The sequence below is a fragment of the Prochlorococcus marinus genome, assembly GCF_001180245.1.
Lineage (GTDB): Bacteria > Cyanobacteriota > Cyanobacteriia > PCC-6307 > Cyanobiaceae > Prochlorococcus_A > Prochlorococcus_A marinus_F.
Genome location: NZ_CVSV01000061.1, coordinates 50,854 through 70,046, shown reverse-complemented (window position 1 = coordinate 70,046; position 19,193 = coordinate 50,854). Strand labels below are relative to the sequence as shown.

Sequence of the window (19,193 nt, the reverse complement as noted above, 5' to 3'; positions counted from 1 at the left end):
TATTTATTTTATAAAATTGTCAAAAATCTACTTAATATCATAATTTAAGTTGTTATTTTCTTCTAAAGAATTTAAAACTGATTTTGCTTTTTCTATAACTTCTTTTGGAACTCCTGCTAATTTGGCTGCTTCTATGCCATAGCTTTTGTTTGAGCCCCCTTTAACAATCCTGTGGCTAAAAATTAGCTGATCGTTATTTTGTTCTACTAAAACTTGAAAATTTTGTATGTTCGTATTTGAATTTTTTAAATAATTAAGCTCATGATAGTGCGTAGCAAAAATAGTATTACATTGAATTTTTTTTGCAAGATATTCACTTACTGACCAAGCTATTGAAAGTCCATCAAAAGTAGATGTCCCTCTACCTATCTCATCAAGTAAAACTAGTGAGTTAGAAGTTGCTTGATTTAGAATTGATGCAGTTTCAGACATTTCTACCATAAATGTTGATTGTCCAGATGATTGATCATCAACCGCTCCAATTCTTGTGAAAATCCTATCTACAATTTTGATTTCAGCATTATTAGCAGGAACAAAGCTCCCAATTTGTGTGAGAATTTGTATTAAACCAAGTTGTCTTATAAAGCAACTTTTTCCGCTTGCATTAGGACCGGTTAATATAATTAATTTTTGAGTATCATCAAAAGAGATATCGTTTGCTACAAACTTTTTATCACTTAACAATTGCTCTACAATTGGATTTCTTCCTGCGGTAATTTTTGTACTATTTTTTGTCATTGAATCATTGATTGGTATTAATGAAGGTTTTATAAAATTGTTTTCTACTGAAGTAATTGATAAACCAAGCAGTGCATCAAGAGATGCTATGGATTTTGCGATTGATCTTATTTGTTTTGTTTTTTCAGCAACTATATTTCTTAATTCGCAGAAAATTTCATATTCTTTTGATGAAGCTCTATTTTTTATTTGGAAAATCTTATTTTCTTTATTTTTAATATCTGAAGTGATATACCTTTCTTCATTAGTAAGTGTTTGCCTTTTGATCCAATGTTGTGGAGCTAAATTAACTTTTGACTTATTTATAGAAATGTAATAACCAAAATTTTTATGAAATTGAATTTTTAGGTTTGAAATTTTGCTAATTTTCCTTTCTTTTAATTCCTCTTTGTTTAGCCACTCAGAGTAATCATCCATTAAATTGCGTAAACCATCTAATATATTGTCAACACCATCGTGGATCATGCCTCCTTCACTAATGTTTAGAGGAGGATTTTCTATTAGTTTAAAACTTATAGTATCGGCTAATTCTAAGAGTCCTTCATCAATATTTTTTAATTGATCAGTCCAATCTGGGAGATCATATTTAAATAATTCAATTATTGATTTAAGTCTAGGCAATTTTTTTAAACCTTCAGCTATTGCAATTAAGTCTCTGGGACTTGCATGACCTGCGCAAGCTCTACCTGCAAGTCTTTCTAAATCCCCAGTTGCTCTAAGTAAATTTTGAGTATCAATACGTAATTGTTTAGATTCAATAAAGTTTGTAATTATATTTTGTCTTTTATAAATTTCATTAACGTTTAATAGTGGTGAATCTATCCACCTTCTTAAACACCTTGCACCCATACACGTATAGGTTCTATCAATACTCCATAGTAGCGAACCTACATAATTGTTTTCTCGTTGTGTATTTTTGATTTCTAAGTTTTTTTGAGTTTGATAATCAATAATTAATTTGTTGTGACCAAATTGAATTTGTGGAAAGTCTAATGAGATTTTTAAAGAAGAATCTTTATCTAAATTTGAAGGATTAATTTTTTCTAAATAATTTAATAACCCTCCAAGTGATCTAGTTGCATTGTTTAAATTTTTAAGTCCTATTCCCTCTAGGTTTGCAATTTGGAAATAATTTTTTATTAGATAATTTGCTTCATTAATTCCAAAATTAGTCTCTTGAGAAACAGTATATGTAATTTGACTATTTCCTTTAATTAATAAATTTCTTACTGCATTGCTTCCTACAATGATTTCTGAAGAATCCAATTTAATAATTTCATCAAATAGTTTTGACAGAGATTGGCCCTCTAAAGTTATTAATTCTCCTGTGCTTACATCAGCTTTTGATATACCCCATTCATAAGATTCATCTGAGTTTTCTTCGGATAAGTAAATAGCAGTAATCCAGTTATTTTTCTTTGCTATCAACATCCCCTCTTCAATTACGGTTCCAGGAGTAATTATTCTTGTTATTCCTCTTTTAATTGGAGTCCCATAATTTCCAGAACTTTTTTCTAATTGATCGCATATAACGACCGAATAATTTTTTTTTATTAAATCAGCACAGTATCTCTCCATTGCATGATGGGGAACCCCTGCCATAGGGATCTTACCAATCTCTTTGCCAGCATCTTTACTGGTAAGCGTTATTTCTAAAAGGTTAGATATTAATACAGCATCCTCAAAAAAACACTCAAAAAAATCTCCTAATCTATAAAGTAATAACCTATCTTTATTTTCTTCTTTTAGAGTTACATAATGCTTCATCACAGGAGTTAATTTAAGTTTTGAAACTGTTTTATAGCTATAAGATTCTTCATTGATGCAAACAGCTTTGTTATTTGAAATTAAATCAGTTTTGAATTGATTTATTAAATTAGTTGAATTCTTTCTTTGTCTGGGTCTTTTTTGCGATTCTTTTTTTAAATCTTCCAAAGATAAATCTTCTGGTATTTTTGTTATTTCTTTTTGCTCATTATCATCATTACCAATCGCAAATAAATTCTTTTGAATTATCGTATAATCTTGCATACTTTTTTAATTCCTAAATAGATATTAGGTAGAAATTTTTTTTTTGCATTTAAAGTGGCTAAAGTATGTAAATTTTCTCTAAAAATTATCATTTTCATGAGATTATAGTATTTATAATATTGGAAACTTAAGACTGAATTATGCAGGCTGTTAACTTTTTCTTCGTAAATGCTCTATTATTTGCTTCTTTAATCGCGGTAGTTGGAGTACCCGTTTTATATGTAACTCAACCTTCTACTGAGGAAGGACAGCGAGAAAGTAGGAGAAAAATTTATTCTATTGCTGCTGTTTGGGTTGTTTTAGTTTTTGTTACAGGGATAGTTTCTTCATTAGTTTGAACTTAATACCTTTTCGTGAGAGTCTATTAATATATCTAAGTTAAATTTAATGGCTATTTTTGAGGGTTCTTTTACTAATGCCTCTACTTTAAAAGTTGGGATTGTAATAGCAAGATTTAATGATTTAATTACAAATAAAATTCTATCTGGTTGTCTTGATTGTTTAAAAAGACATGGTTTAGATACTTCTGAATTAAGTAATCAAGTTGATATAGCTTGGGTTCCTGGTTCATTCGAATTACCAATCGCAGCTAAAACCCTCATGAAAAAAAAGAGGTATGACGTTGTAATTGCTCTTGGGGCTGTGATCCGTGGTGAAACTTCCCACTATGATGTAGTTATATCTGAGGCGAGCAAAGGTATTTCGCAAGTTTCAAATGAAAATAATGTTCCAATTATTTTTGGAGTTTTAACTACTGATACTATGCAGCAGGCTTTAGAAAGAGCAGGGATTAAAAATAACCTTGGCTGGAATTATGCTCTACAAGCAATTGAGATGGGATCCTTAATTAAAAATTTAAATTAATTGAAAAAATTTAATTATTTTTATCATTGATCCCTTCTTTGAGATAAAATAAAACTCATGCGGATGTAGCTCAGTGGTAGAGCATCTCCTTGCCAAGGAGAATGTCGAGAGTTCGAATCTCTTCATCCGCTTTTAATGTTTGTATCTTTTAAGATATTGTTAATAATTTTCATAAATGACAAAAGTAATTTCTATTGAGGATTTAAAGGGATTATTTACTAAACCTTATGGTACAGATGCACCAACAAAACAAAAATGGGCTGAATTTTATAATGAGAATGTTATTTTTACAGACCCAACTCAGGAAACAGAGGGCTTAGATTCTTATGTTAAAGCCCAAGAAAAGCTAGTTAAAAGATGTGATGATGTTTTTTTAGAAACTCATGCAATTTCTATAACTGGGGATTGTGGATTTGTTGAATGGACAATGGGTTTAAAAATTATGGGTAAAGAATTTATTTATCCCGGAACTACTCGTTTATTATTTGGTGAAAATGGATTAATAAAGGAGCACAGAGATTACTTTGATTTTTGTGGCCCAACTTTTGGACCAGTACCTATTTTAGGACCTTTTATAAGATGGCTTTATAGTAAATTTGTATCTTGATTTTGTTTTTATTTTGAAAAAGAGTGCTTTATATTTCACGAATTAATAAATTTTGAGAAGTAACTTCTTTAAAATCAAATTGAGAATAAAATAATTTTTTATTTGTTGTCATTAAATATAATTTTTTTGTATCTTTAATTTTTTTAGAAGATAAAAGATTTTTTAGAATTAATGTACCAAAACCTTTGCCTTGGTGATTTTGATCTATAACAATATCCCAAAGCACTCCGCGGTAAATCCCATCGGTTAAAGCTCTACCAAAACCAACTATTTCCTTACCAACCCAAAGACTTATTACGACATCACTGTTAGCAAGACATTTTTTTAGATCATTAATTGTTCTATTTTTTGCCCAGAAAGCATTGGTATCTAGTAATTTTTGTAGCTTAATTAATCCATTTGTTGGTTTAAGGTTAGGACCTAATCCAAAAATCCTTAATCCTAAAGCTCCTTTAGAATGTTTGATTAGAGATATTTCTTTCATTTATTAAAAAGATTTTTGAAAAGTGATGTCAGCTAGGCTATTTTTATGACTTCAATTTAAATACCTTAATCGATCGTTTCTATTAAATAAAGAGATAATAGCTTTCTTCATTCTGTTGTAACGCACTAATTTATAATGTTTGTAATAAGATGAATTTTTTAAGGGCTTTGACTTATGCTAAAACTTTTGTTGGGAGATCCGAATACACGAAAGTTAAAGCGCTATCAACCAATAGTGGAAGAGATAAATTTCTTAGAAGAAGAAATCTCTCAATTGACTGATGATGAGCTTAGAAAAGAAACCCAAAATCTTAAATCAAATATTTCAGCAGAATTAGATTTTAAAAAACAAAAAGAACTCCTGCAAGAATTTCTTCCTAAAGCCTTTGCAATCGTAAGAGAAGCAAGTAAACGTGTTCTTGATATGAGACACTTTGATGTTCAGTTAATAGGCGGGATGGTTTTAAATGAGTGTCAAATTGCTGAAATGAAGACTGGAGAGGGAAAAACTCTTGTAGCAACATTACCTTGTTATTTAAATGCTCTTACGGGGAAAGGTGTTCATGTTGTTACGGTAAATGATTATTTAGCTAGAAGGGATGCAGAGTGGATGGGACAAGTTCATCGTTTCTTAGGTTTATCCGTTGGTTTGATTCAGCAAGATATGAATCCAGTTGAGAGAAAGAAAAATTATGATTGTGATATAACTTATGCCACAAATTCAGAATTAGGATTTGATTATTTAAGAGATAATATGGCTACCGATATTAGTGAGGTGGTTCAAAGAAAATTTAATTACTGCGTAATTGATGAGGTTGATTCAATATTAATTGATGAAGCACGAACGCCTCTAATCATTTCTGGCCAAGTTGAAAGACCACAAGAAAAATATCAAAAGGCTGCAGAATTATCTCTCGCATTAGTCAAAGCAAAAGAATTAAGTAAAGATGGTATTGATCCAGAAGGCGATTATGAAGTTGATGAAAAACAGAGAAGTTGTATCTTAACTGATCAGGGTTTCGCAAAATGTGAAGAGTATTTGGGAGTTAATGATTTATACAATCCTCAAGATCCTTGGGCGCATTACATAACTAATGCTTTAAAAGCTAAAGAATTATTTATTAAAGATGTGAATTATATTATTAAGGACGATGAGGCTGTCATAGTTGATGAATTTACTGGTAGGGTAATGCCAGGAAGACGTTGGAGTGATGGACAACATCAGGCAATAGAAGCGAAAGAGAGTCTTAAAATTCAGCCTGAGACTCAAACATTAGCATCCATAACTTATCAGAATTTTTTCCTTTTATATCCTGGTTTAGCAGGAATGACGGGAACTGCAAAAACTGAGGAGGTTGAATTTGAAAAAACTTATAAATTAGAATCAACAGTTATACCGACAAATCAATTAAGAAAGAGACAAGATTGGTCTGATCAAGTATTTAAGACAGAGATTGGTAAATGGAAAGCCGTTGCTAAAGAAACTGCACAAATTCATAGAGAGGGTAGACCTGTTTTAGTTGGTACAACAAGTGTTGAAAAAAGTGAATTATTAAGTTCACTTTTATCTGAAGAAAAAATCCCACATAATTTGTTAAATGCTAAGCCAGAGAATGTTGAACGTGAGGCAGAAATTGTTGCTCAGGCAGGAAGAGCAGGTGCTGTTACTATTGCGACTAATATGGCTGGAAGGGGAACAGATATAATTCTTGGTGGTAATAGTGACTATATGGCAAGGCTTAAATTAAAAGAACTTTTAATTCCTTTATTAGTAAAACCTGATAATGAGCATAAGCCACCAATACCTAAACAAAGAAATTCAAAATCTAAGGGTGGTTTTTCTACAAAAGCTGGTTCAAATTTGAAAAAGAACATTTCAAATTCTTCAGCAAGTCTCTTTCCTTGCAAACTAGATGAAGCAATTGAAAAGAAACTCTCTCTTTTATCTGATGAACTTGTTAAAAATTGGGGAAATAGGCAACTTTCTGTCTTGGAACTTGATGACAGAATAGCTACAGCTGCAGAAAAAGCACCAACGGATGATAACTTGATAAAGCTTTTGAGAGAAGCTTTGTCTGATGTAAAAAAAGAATATGATAAAGTTTTGATTCATGAAGAAGAAAAAGTAAGAGAAGCTGGTGGTTTACATGTCATTGGTACTGAGAGACATGAATCAAGAAGAGTGGATAATCAACTTCGAGGAAGAGCAGGAAGACAAGGTGATCTTGGAAGTACAAGATTCTTTTTATCTTTAGATGATAATTTATTAAGGATTTTTGGAGGTGATAGAGTAGCAAATCTAATGAATGCTTTTAGGGTTGATGAAGATATGCCAATTGAGTCAGGAATGCTTACTAGGTCTCTAGAAAGTGCTCAAAAGAAAGTTGAGACCTACTATTACGATATTAGAAAACAAGTTTTTGAGTACGACGAGGTAATGAACAATCAAAGAAAAGCAGTTTATGGCGAAAGACTTAGAGTATTGAAAGGAATTGATTTAAAGAGACAAGTAATAGGATATGGAGAAAGGACTATGATTGAAATTGTTGATGCTTATATTAATCCTGATCTTCCTCCTGAAGAATGGAATATTGATCAATTAATTTCTAAAGTCAAAGAATTTATATATTTATTAGATGATCTTAAATCTGATGATGTTAATTCATTGTCAATAGAAGAATTAAAAAACTATCTTCAAGAGCAGTTGCGAATAGCTTATGACTTAAAGGAAACACAAATAGAAAAGATTCGTCCAGGATTAATGAGAGAAGCTGAAAGATTTTTTATTTTGCAGCAAATTGATAATTTATGGCGCGAACATCTTCAATCCATGGATTCATTGAGGGAATCAGTAGGATTGAGGGGTTATGGTCAAAAAGATCCATTAATAGAATATAAAAACGAGGGATATGACATGTTTCTCGAAATGATGACTAATATGAGACGGAACGTTATTTATTCAATGTTTATGTTTCAACCTAAAACTGACGTTAATGAATCAAAATAAATCAATATTTAATCATCTCCAAGAAATTCAATAATTTCTTTGTCTTTAAGATTTTGAGAATCACCGAGTTTAGAAATATCAATAGATTCTGCGCTGGCTATACATTGTAGAGTTTTTTGTAATTTAAGAATTTCATTTTCAAGAGAATCTATCCTATCCATTAAATTTTTTATCACATTAGCTTCTGCATCTGGTAAAGCAGAGTGAGCTAACGGATTTACTTTGACACCACTTTGATGTACTACTCTGCCAGGAACCCCAACCACAGTACTGTTCCCTTCTACATTTCGAACAACAACCGAGCCAGCTCCAATGCGGGTATTAGATCCTACTGTGATTGATCCGAGAACTTTGGCGCCCGCTCCTACTACAACATTTTCCATTAAAGTCGGATGTCTTTTGCCATGGCTTTTACCAGTACCGCCTAATGTCACTCCCTGATAAAGCAAACAGTTATTTCCTATCTCAGCAGTTTCACCAATTACAACGCCCATTCCATGATCTATGAAAACCCGTTTACCAATTTTTGCCCCAGGATGGATTTCAATACCTGTCGCTAATCTATTTAGATGACTAAGTAAGCGGGGAATCAAAGGAATCTTTAGTTGCCATAATTTATGGGTAAACCTATGTAAAATTATTGATTGGAAGCCTGGGTAGCAAAGAAATATCTCTACTATTCCTCTTGCGGCTGGATCTCTCTCTCTGATAATTTCTATATCTGATTTAAAAGTTCTAAGCATCTTAGTCTAATTAAAAACTCCTATTTCTTTTTTTAATTGATTTATCGTTTCGTTGCTTAAATAATTTTTAGCACATATTATTTGAGGTAATCTCATTAACTGAGAACGATTTTTTAATAGTGTGTTCTCTACAACTGATAAACTAGGACCATCACATACTATATGGTTCGATGCTTTTAAAAGTGATAGTAATCTACTGCTATTGTCTGAGATTGCCGTCATAAGCATTAATTCACTCCCTCGCATGCTGTGTATAATAATTTCGGCTGCTCTTAATAAGCCAGGGCTTATGCTAACAATACCTACACAACTTCCTGCATTTAATTCCTTGAGAATTTTTAATTCTTTTTGAAAGTCGCTTAAGTCGACTGCAATAGCACGAACCCCATGTTGCTTAGCAACTTTTTCTAGAGGCTGTAAAAAATATCTGCTTGTTACAATCGTACCATTGTTTGAATTACTCAAAACTTTTTCTAATTCTTCCATAGGAACAACCTCTACAGGTACATTAACTGTTGTAGAGAGGTCTTCTGCTATTAACATAGAAGCTCCAATATCTTCTCTAGGAGTACTAACTATGATTCTTGATCCGCACTTTATACGCCAATCAATTTCATTATTCAATATCTCTCTTGTCTCTTGTAAAGTGAATCCAAGACTTATTAATTTATCAATTACCGTCTTTGCTTCTTGATCTGGTGCCTTGCTTATTTTATCTTTTGAGTAAAGTGATTTTGTAAATTCTCTTTTAGTAATATTATCCCTGACATAGATACCTGATCCAGCTATTGCTTCAACAACTCCATCTATTTCCAGTTGTCTGTAAACTTTGCTTATGGTATTCCGATGGAGACCAGTCTGCATTGCAAGTTGCCTAGTACTTGGGAGTCTGTGTCCTGGTGGATAATGTCTTGCTGCAATTGCAAAACAAATTTGATTATTTAGTTGAGTAGATGCAGGTATATCACTTTCTTGTTGAATATGGAATCTCACTTTAGAAAAATCCTGACTAATTTAATTTTTGATATAGTGACACTTTAACATTTGTCATACTTTTTAATAACAATTTATCACTCATCATCTTTTTTAATAAGAGGAGTTTTGCGAGGGCTTAAAAACATAATCATGTTTCTCCCTTCTCTTTTGGGTTTTTGTTGAACTTCTGATTGCTCTTCTAAATCATTAGCCATTCTTAAAAGAAGTGTCTCAGCTAAATTTGAGTGTTGAATTTCTCTTCCTCTAAAAATTACAGTGCATTTCACCTTGTCTCCCGATTTAAGAAATTTAGTAGCTTGACCAATCCGAACGTCATAATCATGCTTGTCAATTTTATACCTCATTTTTACTTCTTTAACTTCTGTTTGATGAGATTTTTTTCTTGCTTCTTTAGCTTTCTTTTCTTGTTCAAATTTATATTTACCGTAGTCCATGATTCTACAAACAGGAGGATTTGCTTTTTCACTTACCAAAACTAAATCAAGTTCTCTTTGAGATGCTATTTCTAATGCTTTTAATCTGTCTATGACGCCTAATTGTTTTCCATCTGAATCAACGACTCTCAATTGAGGGTATTTTATTCTTTCATTTATATTTGGTAGCTCTCTAACTGGAGCTCGTCGGTCAAAGCGTGGGCGTGGGGGCATTCAGTTTAATAAAGAAATTGATTGGATGATTAACAAAATCTATTTTTATAAAGTTAGCTTAAAAAAGACTCTATTTTAATTATTGCATCTTTTAGCAGGTTTTTGTTATTAAGCCAAAGAGGATTATTTTTATTACGAAACCAAGTTTTTTGTCTTTTGGCAAATTGGATTGTTTTTGTCGCAGTTAACTCAATCGCTTTGTCAATTGTTGAACGATTATGTAAAACATCCCGAGCTTCTCGATAACCAATGGTTTCTAATATTGGCAAATCAAATCCGTATTTAGAGATAAGGTGGTTTGTCTCTTCAATAATTCCAGAGAAAAACATATTTTGAGTTCTTTGAAAAATTCTTTCTTTTAAATTATCTCTATCTAATCCAAGCTCTAGGATTTTCCACTTAGGCGGTTTTTGAACTTTTAGAGTTGATAAAGGTTTACCTGTTACGTAAAAGACTTCTAACGCTCTTATTGTTCTAATGTGGTCTGCAAAATTGATTTTTTTTGTTGATAATGGATCACAATTTTTTAAAAGGTCCCAACATTTTTCTTGACCAATTTCTTCTAATTGTCTTCTTAAATTATTTTGAGGAGGGACATCTGGCACGAAAAATCCTTTTGTGATTGAGTTCATGTACAGCCCACTTCCTCCAACAAGAAAAGGTAAATAATCTTGTTTAATTTCTTCCTTAATAGATTTTTGGGCAATTTCTTGAAATTGTTTTACATTAATTTGATTGATTGGCTCCTCTATATCTATTAAAAAATGTTTTATTTTTTTTTGTTGGATTTTAGATGGCTTGGCTGTTCCAATATCCATGGACTTGTAAATTTGCCTTGAATCGACATTGTGTATATGAGTTTTAAAATATTCTGCAATTTCAATTGCTAATTCTGTTTTCCCACTTGCCGTAGGCCCAATTAAAATTATTACATGAGGTAGAGACGAAGACATATGAATTTCTGAAGAAAAAAATATTGGCTATATAATTAAAGTGATTAAATTTTTCATTGACTTCGAGCCTACATCTTATTGCGGTGGTAAGTTTAATGAAAGACCTTTTAAAAATAACATTTTAAAAGTCTAATATTTTTTTTATCTTAAATGAGTGAGGACAAAAGATCTAATAAAATCTCAAATGATTATGGCGCTGAACAGATACAGGTTTTAGAGGGGTTAGAACCAGTTCGTAAACGCCCTGGTATGTATATAGGTTCAACAGGGCCTAGGGGATTACACCATTTAGTATATGAGGTAGTTGATAATTCAGTTGATGAAGCACTTGCAGGACATTGTGATCATATAGAAATAATTCTTCGCGCAGATGGTTCTGCTTTAATTTCTGATAATGGACGAGGTATTCCAACAGATATTCATCCAAGAACAGGGAAAAGTGCCTTAGAAACTGTCCTAACTGTTCTTCATGCAGGAGGTAAATTTGGAAGTGGTGGTTATAAAGTTTCAGGGGGTTTGCATGGAGTTGGAATATCTGTAGTTAATGCTCTGAGCGAATGGGTTAATGTTACTGTTTATAGGGATGGAAGCGAATTTAATCAAAGATTTGAAAAAGGCGTATCAAAGGGTGAATTGGAAACTAAAAAGCAGACTGAAAGACCATCTAAGAAAGGAACAACTATTTGCTTTAAGCCCGACAAAACGATTTTTTCTGGAGGAATTGAATTTGAATATGCTCTTCTTTCATCTAGATTAAGAGAGCTAGCTTATCTTAATGGCGGAGTAAAAATTGTTTTTAGAGATGAAAGAAATCAATTATCAGATGGATCTTTTAAAGAAGAAATTTATTTTTATCAAGGAGGTATTAAAGAATATGTTGCATACATGAATGCTGAAAAAGATTCTATTCATTCTGAAATAATTTATGTTGACTCACAGAAAGAAAATGTGTATGTAGAAGCAGCTTTGCAATGGTGTTCAGATGTATATTCAGATAACATTTTAGGATTTGCAAACAATATTAGAACTATTGATGGAGGAACTCATATTGAAGGGTTAAAAACAGTTCTGACAAGGACTTTCAATAATCTTGCAAAAAAGAGAGGCAAAAGAAAAGATATTGAAAAAAATTTAGCTGGTGAAAATATTAGAGAGGGTTTGACTGTTGTTTTATCAGTAAAAGTTCCAGATCCCGAATTTGAAGGGCAAACAAAAACAAAATTAGGAAATACTGAAGTACGAGGAATTGTGGATTCTCTCATTGGAGAGGCTCTCACAAAATATATGGAATTCAATCCTGGAACTTTGGACTTGATTCTTGAAAAAGCAATTCAATCATTTAATGCAGCAGAAGCTGCGAGAAGGGCTAGAGAACTTGTGAGAAGAAAAAGTGTTCTAGAAAGTTCTACCTTACCGGGCAAATTAGCAGATTGTAGTTCTAGAGATCCCTCAGAATCAGAAATTTATATAGTTGAAGGAGATTCAGCTGGTGGCTCCGCCAAACAAGGACGAGATAGAAATTTTCAGGCTATTTTGCCTCTAAGGGGTAAAATTCTTAATATTGAAAAAACTGATGATACTAAAATATATAAAAACACAGAAATACAGTCATTAATAACAGCTCTAGGATTAGGAATAAAAGGTGAGGAGTTTGACGTGAGCTCTTTGAGATACCATAGAGTTGTAATTATGACAGATGCTGATGTTGACGGTGCTCATATAAGAACTTTATTGCTGACATTTTTTTACAGATACCAAAGAGAACTTGTTGAGAAAGGTTTTATATACATTGCTTGTCCTCCTCTTTATAAAGTTGAAAGAGGTAAAAATCATAATTACTGTTATAACGAGAATCAATTAAAGGATACAATTCAAGGTTTTGGAGAAAATGCAAATTATAATATCCAAAGATTTAAGGGATTAGGTGAGATGATGCCAAAACAATTATGGGATACAACTATGAATCCCCAAACTAGGATGATGAAAAGGGTTGAAATCGAAGATGCACTTGAAGCTGACAGAATATTCAATATATTAATGGGAGATAAAGTTGCACCAAGAAGAGAATTTATTGAAACTCATAGTAGCAACTTAGATATGGCAACTTTAGATATATGATTAATAATGTTCTCAAAAATTTTTGTTTAATTACTTTTGCATTAATAGCTCCAATTACACTACCTGCTGGTGGGATCCAAAAAAGTTTAAATCAAAATAAGTTACCTCACAATACCAATGAAATTATATTGAGTTCCAATACTTCTCTTTACTCTTGTCCTGAAATTTTTGCTAAGGAGTTATTAGTTCTTGATGTAGGTACAACTTTATCAGTATTACGTAATTGGAAAGTAAGCAATAATGAAACTTGGGTTAGGGTTGAATTAGCTTCTAATAAATTTTTAGATAATCCTAATAAGATTTTAAAAGGCTGGATAAAAATGTAAATTTTGGATTTTAGTTCAATAAGTATAATTTTACTCGGCAGTACTTTTGGATTAATACTGAGAATATACATACAAAATATTTTTAAAAAAAGGATAGGTTTTGATATTCAAAATACTTCAATAGTAAATTTTTTATCATCTTTTTTATTAGGAATTTTAGTAGCTTTAAATTTTCTTAATAACGAAATATTAGTCTTATTTTATGGTGGTTTTTTAGGATGTTTTAGTACATTTTCTTCATTTATATATCAACTATTTGAATTATTTAAAAAGAGAAAATTCCTAAGATTATTTTTCCACTATATTGAAGTGATAATTTTTTCATTCATGTTCTTTTATTTAGGTTATTTTCTTATTCAGTTTTTTTAAAGTGAAAATAAATAATTTTATTTACATTCTTTTGGCTGCTTACCTAGCTACTTTTTTAAGATTAACTATAAATAATAATTTTTTTATTTCGCTAATTGGATCATTTTTAGTAGGTTTTTTTATTAGTAAAAGATTAAGTTATGCAATTGAAAAAACTTTAGTGAGTGGTTTTTTTTCTTGCTTTACATCCTTTAGCGGATTTATATATTTTTTGTACACAATTTTAAACCAAGGGGATTGGATAAAATTTATAATTTTTTTTAATTTAATCATTATCTTAAATTTATTTACAATGCTCTTCGGGTACTGGATAAGTAGAAAAATGACTTAGATTTCATATAATGGTGTTGTTACTTTGATAAGGGATTATATGTATGAATGAAAATAATCTTGAAACAGTTACATCGTTATCTTCAGATTTAAGTACAAGAGAAAAAATTACTTTTCAACTTGAGGAATTGCTCATCGCAGGAAATTATGATGAGGCAAAATTACTTTTAGAGCCTTCTCAACCTGTCGATATTGCAGATGCTATTGGAAGCCTTCCACTAATATTGCAGGCATTAGCATTTCGATTATTAAAGAAAAATGAAGCAATTGAGGTATATGAATATTTAGATCCAGTTGTTCAGCAAACTTTATTAGAAAGACTTCGTTCAGGAGAGGTTTTAGAAATTGTTGAAAAAATGTCTCCCGATGATAGGGTTCAACTCTTTGATGAATTACCCGCAAAAGTTGTACGAAAATTTTTGTCTGCTCTTAGTCCTGGTGAAAGAAAAGTAACAGCTGAATTGCTTGGATATGAGCCTGAAACTGCTGGAAGATTAATGACAACTGAATTTATAGACCTTAAAGAGATGCAAACAGCAGCTGATGCTCTTTCTTTAGTTAGAAAAAGAGCCCCATTTACTGAGACTATTTATAGTTTATATGTGACGGATAAAGAAAGACATTTAACTGGCATACTCTCTTTAAGGGATCTTGTAACTGCTGATCCCTCTAAACCAATTGGTGATGTTATGACAAGAGATGTAGTCAATATTTCTACCAATACTAATCAAGAAGAGGTTGCTAGAGCAATACAAAGATATGATTTTTTAGCTCTTCCAGTCGTTGATAAAGAAAAAAGACTGGTTGGGATAGTAACTGTTGATGACTTAATTGATGTTATAGAACAAGAAGCAACAAGAGACATTTACGCAGCGGGGGCAGTGCAACCAGGAGATGAAGATGATTATTTCCAAAGTAGTTTGTTTACGATTGCTCGAAGAAGAATTTTATGGTTATTAATTTTGGTTTTGGCAAATGGTTTAACGACGAAAGTTATAGCTATGAATGATCAAATATTAAAAGAAATAGTCTTATTAGCTGCATTTATTCCATTACTTATTGGTACTGGGGGAAATGTTGGTGCTCAAAGTTCAACGGTTGTTATTAGAGGTTTGAGTACTCAAAAATTGAAGTCTCTGGGTGCTATTAAGGCAGTAGTTAAGGAGGCAATCACAGGCGCTCTTTTAGGTGTTTTCATGATGCTTGTAGTATTTCCCTTCGCTTGGTGGCAAGGAGAAGGGCCTTTGATTGCCTCAGCGGTAGGAATAAGTTTAATATCAATAACAACTTTAGCTGCTACAACAGGAGCGATCCTCCCTTTGTTGTTTGACAGAATGAAATTGGATCCAGCCTTAATGTCCTCCCCTTTCATTACAACCGTTACTGATATTGCTGGTGTATTTATTTATCTAAGTACAGCAAAATGGCTCTTAAACTCATCATTAGCCTGAATTCACTAGGTATTTATTCTCATTTTTGTAAAAATGTGGATTTTTTTGTTTAACTTTACATTTCTTAATGGTATTGTTTACAAAACGTCATTCAACATTCATGTCATCTGAAACAATAAGTGAAAATAAACTAGCGTCAATCGCTAGTATAAAAGCTAGTAATGATGTCGATCTTGTACGGTCATACTTAAGGGACATAGGAAGAGTGCCATTACTATCTCATGAGCAAGAAATCACTCTAGGTAGACAAGTTCAAGAGTACATGGAAGTTGAAAGAACAGAATTAGAAATTATTGAATTAACTGGAGATAAGCCTAGTATTGACGAGTTATCGACCAAATTAAATTTATCTACCTCCATAATAAAAAAAAGATTGAGAGCTGGACAGAGAGCCAAGGAAAGAATGGTGGCAGCGAATTTAAGATTGGTAGTAAGTGTTGCAAAAAAATATACAAAAAGAAATATGGAACTTTTAGATTTAATTCAGGAGGGCACTATAGGATTAGTTAGAGGCGTTGAAAAATTTGATCCAGCCCGAGGTTATAAGTTTTCAACATATGCATACTGGTGGATTAGACAAGGTATCACAAGAGCAATTGCTGAAAAAAGTAGAGCGATAAGACTACCAATTCACATAACTGAAATGTTGAATAAGTTAAAAAAAGGTCAAAGAGAGCTTAGCCAAGAAATGTCTAGAACTCCAACTGTAAGTGAGCTTGCAAAATATGTCGAGCTTCCAGAAGATGACGTTAAAGATTTAATGTGCAAAGCTGGTCAGCCAGTAAGTCTCGAAACCAAAGTTGGTGATGGTGAAGATACTGTTTTATTAGATTTATTGGCAGGGGGTGAGGATTTGCCAGACGAACAAATAGAGATGGATTGTATGAGAGGTGATCTGCATTCTCTTTTACATCAATTGCCCGATCTTCAATGTAGAGTTTTAAGAATGAGATACGGAATGGATGGTGATGAGCCAATGTCTCTTACAGGTATCGGAAGGGTTTTAGGGATAAGTAGGGATCGAGTAAGAAATCTAGAAAGAGATGGATTAAGAGGTTTGAGAAGACTTAGTGACAATGTCGAAGCTTATTTTGTTTCTTGAATAAATTCATTTATTAAGTTATTTGTTTTTTCAGGTTCTTCATCGTGAGGACAATGTCCAGCGCCATTAATAATATCTAATCTTTTGATATTCCTGTAATGTTTCTTCCACTCTCTTGCTTCATTTAAAGATTCCCAAGGATCGTCCTCGCCCCATATCAATTGGATTGGAGCATCAACTTTATTGAAAAGGTCAGTAGCAAGATAGTCATCAAATAAGTTAATAAATCCACGAAAAGCTTCTTTAGAATTTTTCCTTTGAGAGGGTTGATAAAGTATGTCAATTAATTCTTTATCGATATTTTTTCCTGAAGGGTAAGCTTGTTCAAGTATTTTCTTTATAACTTTTGGATTAGCGGCTCTTGTAAAAAGTGTATTACTAATTACTCTTTGCCTTACTATCGTTTTAAGGATGGGTCTCAGTAGATTCATTAAAATATCACTTTTTTTTAAACGTTTATCATCCATAGCTCTTTGAGCACAATCTATCAAAATGATACCTTTACAATTATCTTTTAGGATTTCAGCAGCTTTCAATGAAATAACACCACCAATTGAATTCCCAACCAAATAAACAGGAGCTTGTATTACTTCTTTACAAAATGTTGATATTTGATTACCCCATAAGTCAAATGAATATTTGATTGAGTTTTCTTTTTTAGGTTCGTAATTTAATAAAGCACTAGGCTGACTGCTTTTTCCAAATCCTATTAAATCTATTGCGTAGCAATTAGAAAATTTACCAAGAAAATCTTGATTATGTCTCCAGTGGTTTTTTGATGCCCCAAATCCATGCACTAATAAAATTTTAATATTTTTTTCAGAAGTAGATTCTTTTGATAAAGACCAAGAAATTTCCCAATTTTCCCAATTCCAAATTTTAGATTTATTTAAGGCCACTATGAATATGCTTTTAATTAAACTTTAATTCAAAAAAAAAATATTCGTTTTTTATAAATTATTCTTAATTAAGGAAGCATTCATTTTTATGAAAAAAAAAAAGGTAATATGTATTGGAGAAGCTTTAATTGACAGAATCAGAGATAACTCAAATCAAGGATTTACAGATTTTTTGGGTGGTGCGCCGGCTAATGTTGCTTGTGCATTAAGAAAATTAAAAATAGATGCAACATTTATAGGAAGTTTGGGTAGTGATGATTATGGAAAAAAATTTATTACGCAATTTAACGAATTGGAAGTTAATTTAGATTTCTTGCAAGTAGATAACGATTCATCTACTCGCGTGGTTAATGTGAATAGAGATCAATATGGGGATCGTTTTTTTTCAGGTTTTGAGGAAAGTTCTCATTCACGCTATGCAGACGAAGTTCTAAGCAAGAAATTAATCGAAAAAAAAATTTCAAATTTGGAGAAATCTTTTTTAGAAACAAAATATTTGGTTATGGGAACGATATTATTATCATCTCCAATTTCAGCAGAGACTATTTTTTTTCTTTTAGAACAGGCTAAAAAATTTGAAGTCAAAATAGTTATTGATTTGAATTGGAGAGAGGTCTTTTGGGATTACTCAAGTTTTTCATCAGAAATTAGTAAAGCCGAGAGAGTTAATTTAATCAAGAAATTTTTAAATCATGCGAATGTTTTAAAACTTGCTAAAGAAGAAGCAACTTTGTTTTTTGAGAGTGAAAATCCCTTGTTAATATCTCAACAATTGTCTAATAGACCAGATGTAATAATAACTGATGGGAAAAATCCCATTGAATGGTATATCAATGGCTTGCAGGGAATTACTGAAACTCTTAATTCACAAAAAATTGTTGATACAACTGGCGCAGGCGATGCTTTTCTAGCCGGCTTTATTTCAAAATTAATTGCTTCTGGTTATCCTTCAAATGAACAAGAGATAGAAGATTGCATTAAGTTCGCAGGTGTTTGTGGATTATTAACTTGTCTTGGTGAAGGCGCAATCGAGCAACAGCCAAATTATGAAAAGGTTAATAAATTTTTGGGATCTCTTATTTCGTAGTTTCTTCCATAATCTTTTGCGTAACTAATTTCTATTTTCCAGAAATTATTAATAACTGGTTCTATTAATTCTGGCCATTCAATAACTAAAATAGCTTGTCTTTGTATTGCCTCTTCTTCTTCAGAAAAAAACACTTCTTTTGCTGAAGAAACATTTCCTAACCTGTATAAATCAAGGTGAATTAGTGGAATTTTTCCGGAGTTATAGTGATGTGATAAAGCAAATGTAGGGCTTGTAATGTCCTCAGAGATTGATAATCCTTTAGCAATCCCTTGTACGAATGAAGTTTTCCCAGCTCCAATTGGACCCTCTAATAAAACAATTGATTGGGGATTTAATTTGTGTGAGAGTTTTTTCCCTAAATTTAAAGTTTCGTTTAAATTCTCAACAAACACAAAATTACACAAAAATCATTTATAGTTTAATAGAAAAAGTATTTACT

Annotated in this window: 19 protein-coding genes and 1 tRNA gene; 12 read left to right on the top strand and 8 right to left on the bottom strand. The window is 31.9% G+C overall.

Annotated features, from left to right (window positions below):
* Positions 1-27: 27 nt before the first annotated feature.
* Positions 28-2,769, bottom strand: a complete 2,742-nt coding sequence (gene mutS, locus AMO19_RS02330; RefSeq protein ID WP_075507179.1) for a DNA mismatch repair protein MutS — start codon at positions 2,767-2,769, stop codon at positions 28-30.
* Between the two features lie 140 nt (positions 2,770-2,909).
* Between mutS and psbZ the strand changes: the two genes are divergently transcribed.
* The 4 genes from psbZ (at position 2,910) to AMO19_RS02310 (ending at position 4,240) form a co-directional block, all read left to right on the top strand.
* Positions 2,910-3,107, top strand: a complete 198-nt coding sequence (gene psbZ / locus AMO19_RS02325; protein WP_002807211.1) for a photosystem II reaction center protein PsbZ — start codon at positions 2,910-2,912, stop codon at positions 3,105-3,107.
* Positions 3,108-3,156: 49 nt separating this feature from the next.
* Positions 3,157-3,633, top strand: coding sequence for a 6,7-dimethyl-8-ribityllumazine synthase (ribH, locus tag AMO19_RS02320; RefSeq protein WP_075507178.1), 477 nt, complete (start codon positions 3,157-3,159; stop codon positions 3,631-3,633).
* A gap of 59 nt (positions 3,634-3,692) precedes the next feature.
* A tRNA-Gly gene (locus tag AMO19_RS02315) sits at positions 3,693-3,764 on the top strand.
* A 44-nt stretch (positions 3,765-3,808) separates the two neighbouring features.
* Positions 3,809-4,240, top strand: coding sequence for a nuclear transport factor 2 family protein (locus tag AMO19_RS02310; RefSeq protein WP_075507177.1), 432 nt, complete (start codon positions 3,809-3,811; stop codon positions 4,238-4,240).
* A gap of 28 nt (positions 4,241-4,268) precedes the next feature.
* Here AMO19_RS02310 and AMO19_RS02305 read toward each other — a convergent pair whose 3' ends face one another.
* Positions 4,269-4,724, bottom strand: coding sequence for a GNAT family N-acetyltransferase (locus AMO19_RS02305; protein ID WP_075507176.1), 456 nt, complete (start codon positions 4,722-4,724; stop codon positions 4,269-4,271).
* A 174-nt stretch (positions 4,725-4,898) separates the two neighbouring features.
* Between AMO19_RS02305 and secA the strand changes: the two genes are divergently transcribed.
* Positions 4,899-7,730, top strand: coding sequence for a preprotein translocase subunit SecA (secA, locus tag AMO19_RS02300; protein WP_179850479.1), 2,832 nt, complete (start codon positions 4,899-4,901; stop codon positions 7,728-7,730).
* Positions 7,731-7,738: 8 nt separating this feature from the next.
* Here the strand turns inward: secA and cysE are convergent, their stop codons facing one another.
* From cysE to miaA, 4 genes are all read right to left on the bottom strand, one after another.
* The gene (cysE, locus tag AMO19_RS02295) at positions 7,739-8,473 is read right to left on the bottom strand and encodes a serine O-acetyltransferase (RefSeq protein ID WP_075507175.1); all 735 of its coding nucleotides are present in this window, start codon (positions 8,471-8,473) and stop codon (positions 7,739-7,741) included.
* Between the two features lie 6 nt (positions 8,474-8,479).
* On the bottom strand, positions 8,480-9,466 hold the full coding sequence (locus AMO19_RS02290) for a GntR family transcriptional regulator (RefSeq protein ID WP_075507174.1): 987 nt from the start codon (positions 9,464-9,466) through the stop codon (positions 8,480-8,482).
* A 77-nt stretch (positions 9,467-9,543) separates the two neighbouring features.
* Positions 9,544-10,116, bottom strand: a complete 573-nt coding sequence (gene infC / locus AMO19_RS02285; protein ID WP_075507173.1) for a translation initiation factor IF-3 — start codon at positions 10,114-10,116, stop codon at positions 9,544-9,546.
* A gap of 53 nt (positions 10,117-10,169) precedes the next feature.
* The gene (gene miaA, locus AMO19_RS02280) at positions 10,170-11,069 is read right to left on the bottom strand and encodes a tRNA (adenosine(37)-N6)-dimethylallyltransferase MiaA (RefSeq protein WP_075507172.1); all 900 of its coding nucleotides are present in this window, start codon (positions 11,067-11,069) and stop codon (positions 10,170-10,172) included.
* Positions 11,070-11,219: 150 nt separating this feature from the next.
* Between miaA and gyrB the strand changes: the two genes are divergently transcribed.
* The 6 genes from gyrB (at position 11,220) to AMO19_RS02250 (ending at position 16,765) form a co-directional block, all read left to right on the top strand.
* Positions 11,220-13,187, top strand: coding sequence for a DNA topoisomerase (ATP-hydrolyzing) subunit B (gene gyrB / locus AMO19_RS02275; RefSeq protein WP_075507171.1), 1,968 nt, complete (start codon positions 11,220-11,222; stop codon positions 13,185-13,187).
* Positions 13,184-13,513, top strand: coding sequence for a hypothetical protein (locus tag AMO19_RS02270; protein WP_075507170.1), 330 nt, complete (start codon positions 13,184-13,186; stop codon positions 13,511-13,513). Before gyrB ends, AMO19_RS02270 begins: the two co-directional genes overlap by 4 nt.
* Positions 13,514-13,516: 3 nt before the next feature.
* Positions 13,517-13,882, top strand: a complete 366-nt coding sequence (locus AMO19_RS02265; RefSeq protein WP_075507169.1) for a fluoride efflux transporter FluC — start codon at positions 13,517-13,519, stop codon at positions 13,880-13,882.
* A gap of 1 nt (position 13,883) precedes the next feature.
* On the top strand, positions 13,884-14,213 hold the full coding sequence (locus AMO19_RS08710) for a CrcB family protein (RefSeq protein WP_075507168.1): 330 nt from the start codon (positions 13,884-13,886) through the stop codon (positions 14,211-14,213).
* A 43-nt stretch (positions 14,214-14,256) separates the two neighbouring features.
* A complete protein-coding gene (gene mgtE, locus AMO19_RS02255) occupies positions 14,257-15,663 on the top strand; it encodes a magnesium transporter (RefSeq protein WP_075507167.1) in 1,407 nt (468 codons plus the stop codon).
* Positions 15,664-15,763: 100 nt separating this feature from the next.
* Entirely contained in the window at positions 15,764-16,765 is a 1,002-nt protein-coding gene (locus tag AMO19_RS02250) for an RpoD/SigA family RNA polymerase sigma factor (RefSeq protein ID WP_075507166.1), read from the top strand.
* Here the strand turns inward: AMO19_RS02250 and AMO19_RS02245 are convergent.
* Positions 16,750-17,664 (bottom strand): alpha/beta fold hydrolase, encoded by a 915-nt coding sequence (locus AMO19_RS02245; RefSeq protein ID WP_075507165.1) that lies wholly within the window; start codon positions 17,662-17,664, stop codon positions 16,750-16,752. The two genes, AMO19_RS02250 and AMO19_RS02245, sit on opposite strands and share 16 nt — an antisense overlap.
* 88 nt (positions 17,665-17,752) lie before the next feature.
* Here AMO19_RS02245 and AMO19_RS02240 point away from each other — a divergent pair, with 88 nt between their 5' ends.
* A complete protein-coding gene (locus AMO19_RS02240; protein WP_075507164.1) occupies positions 17,753-18,751 on the top strand; it encodes a carbohydrate kinase family protein in 999 nt (332 codons plus the stop codon).
* On the opposite strand, the gene tsaE is transcribed toward AMO19_RS02240, so the two are convergent.
* Entirely contained in the window at positions 18,709-19,146 is a 438-nt protein-coding gene (gene tsaE, locus AMO19_RS02235) for a tRNA (adenosine(37)-N6)-threonylcarbamoyltransferase complex ATPase subunit type 1 TsaE (protein WP_075507163.1), read from the bottom strand. The two genes, AMO19_RS02240 and tsaE, sit on opposite strands and share 43 nt — an antisense overlap.
* Positions 19,147-19,193 lie beyond the last annotated feature (47 nt).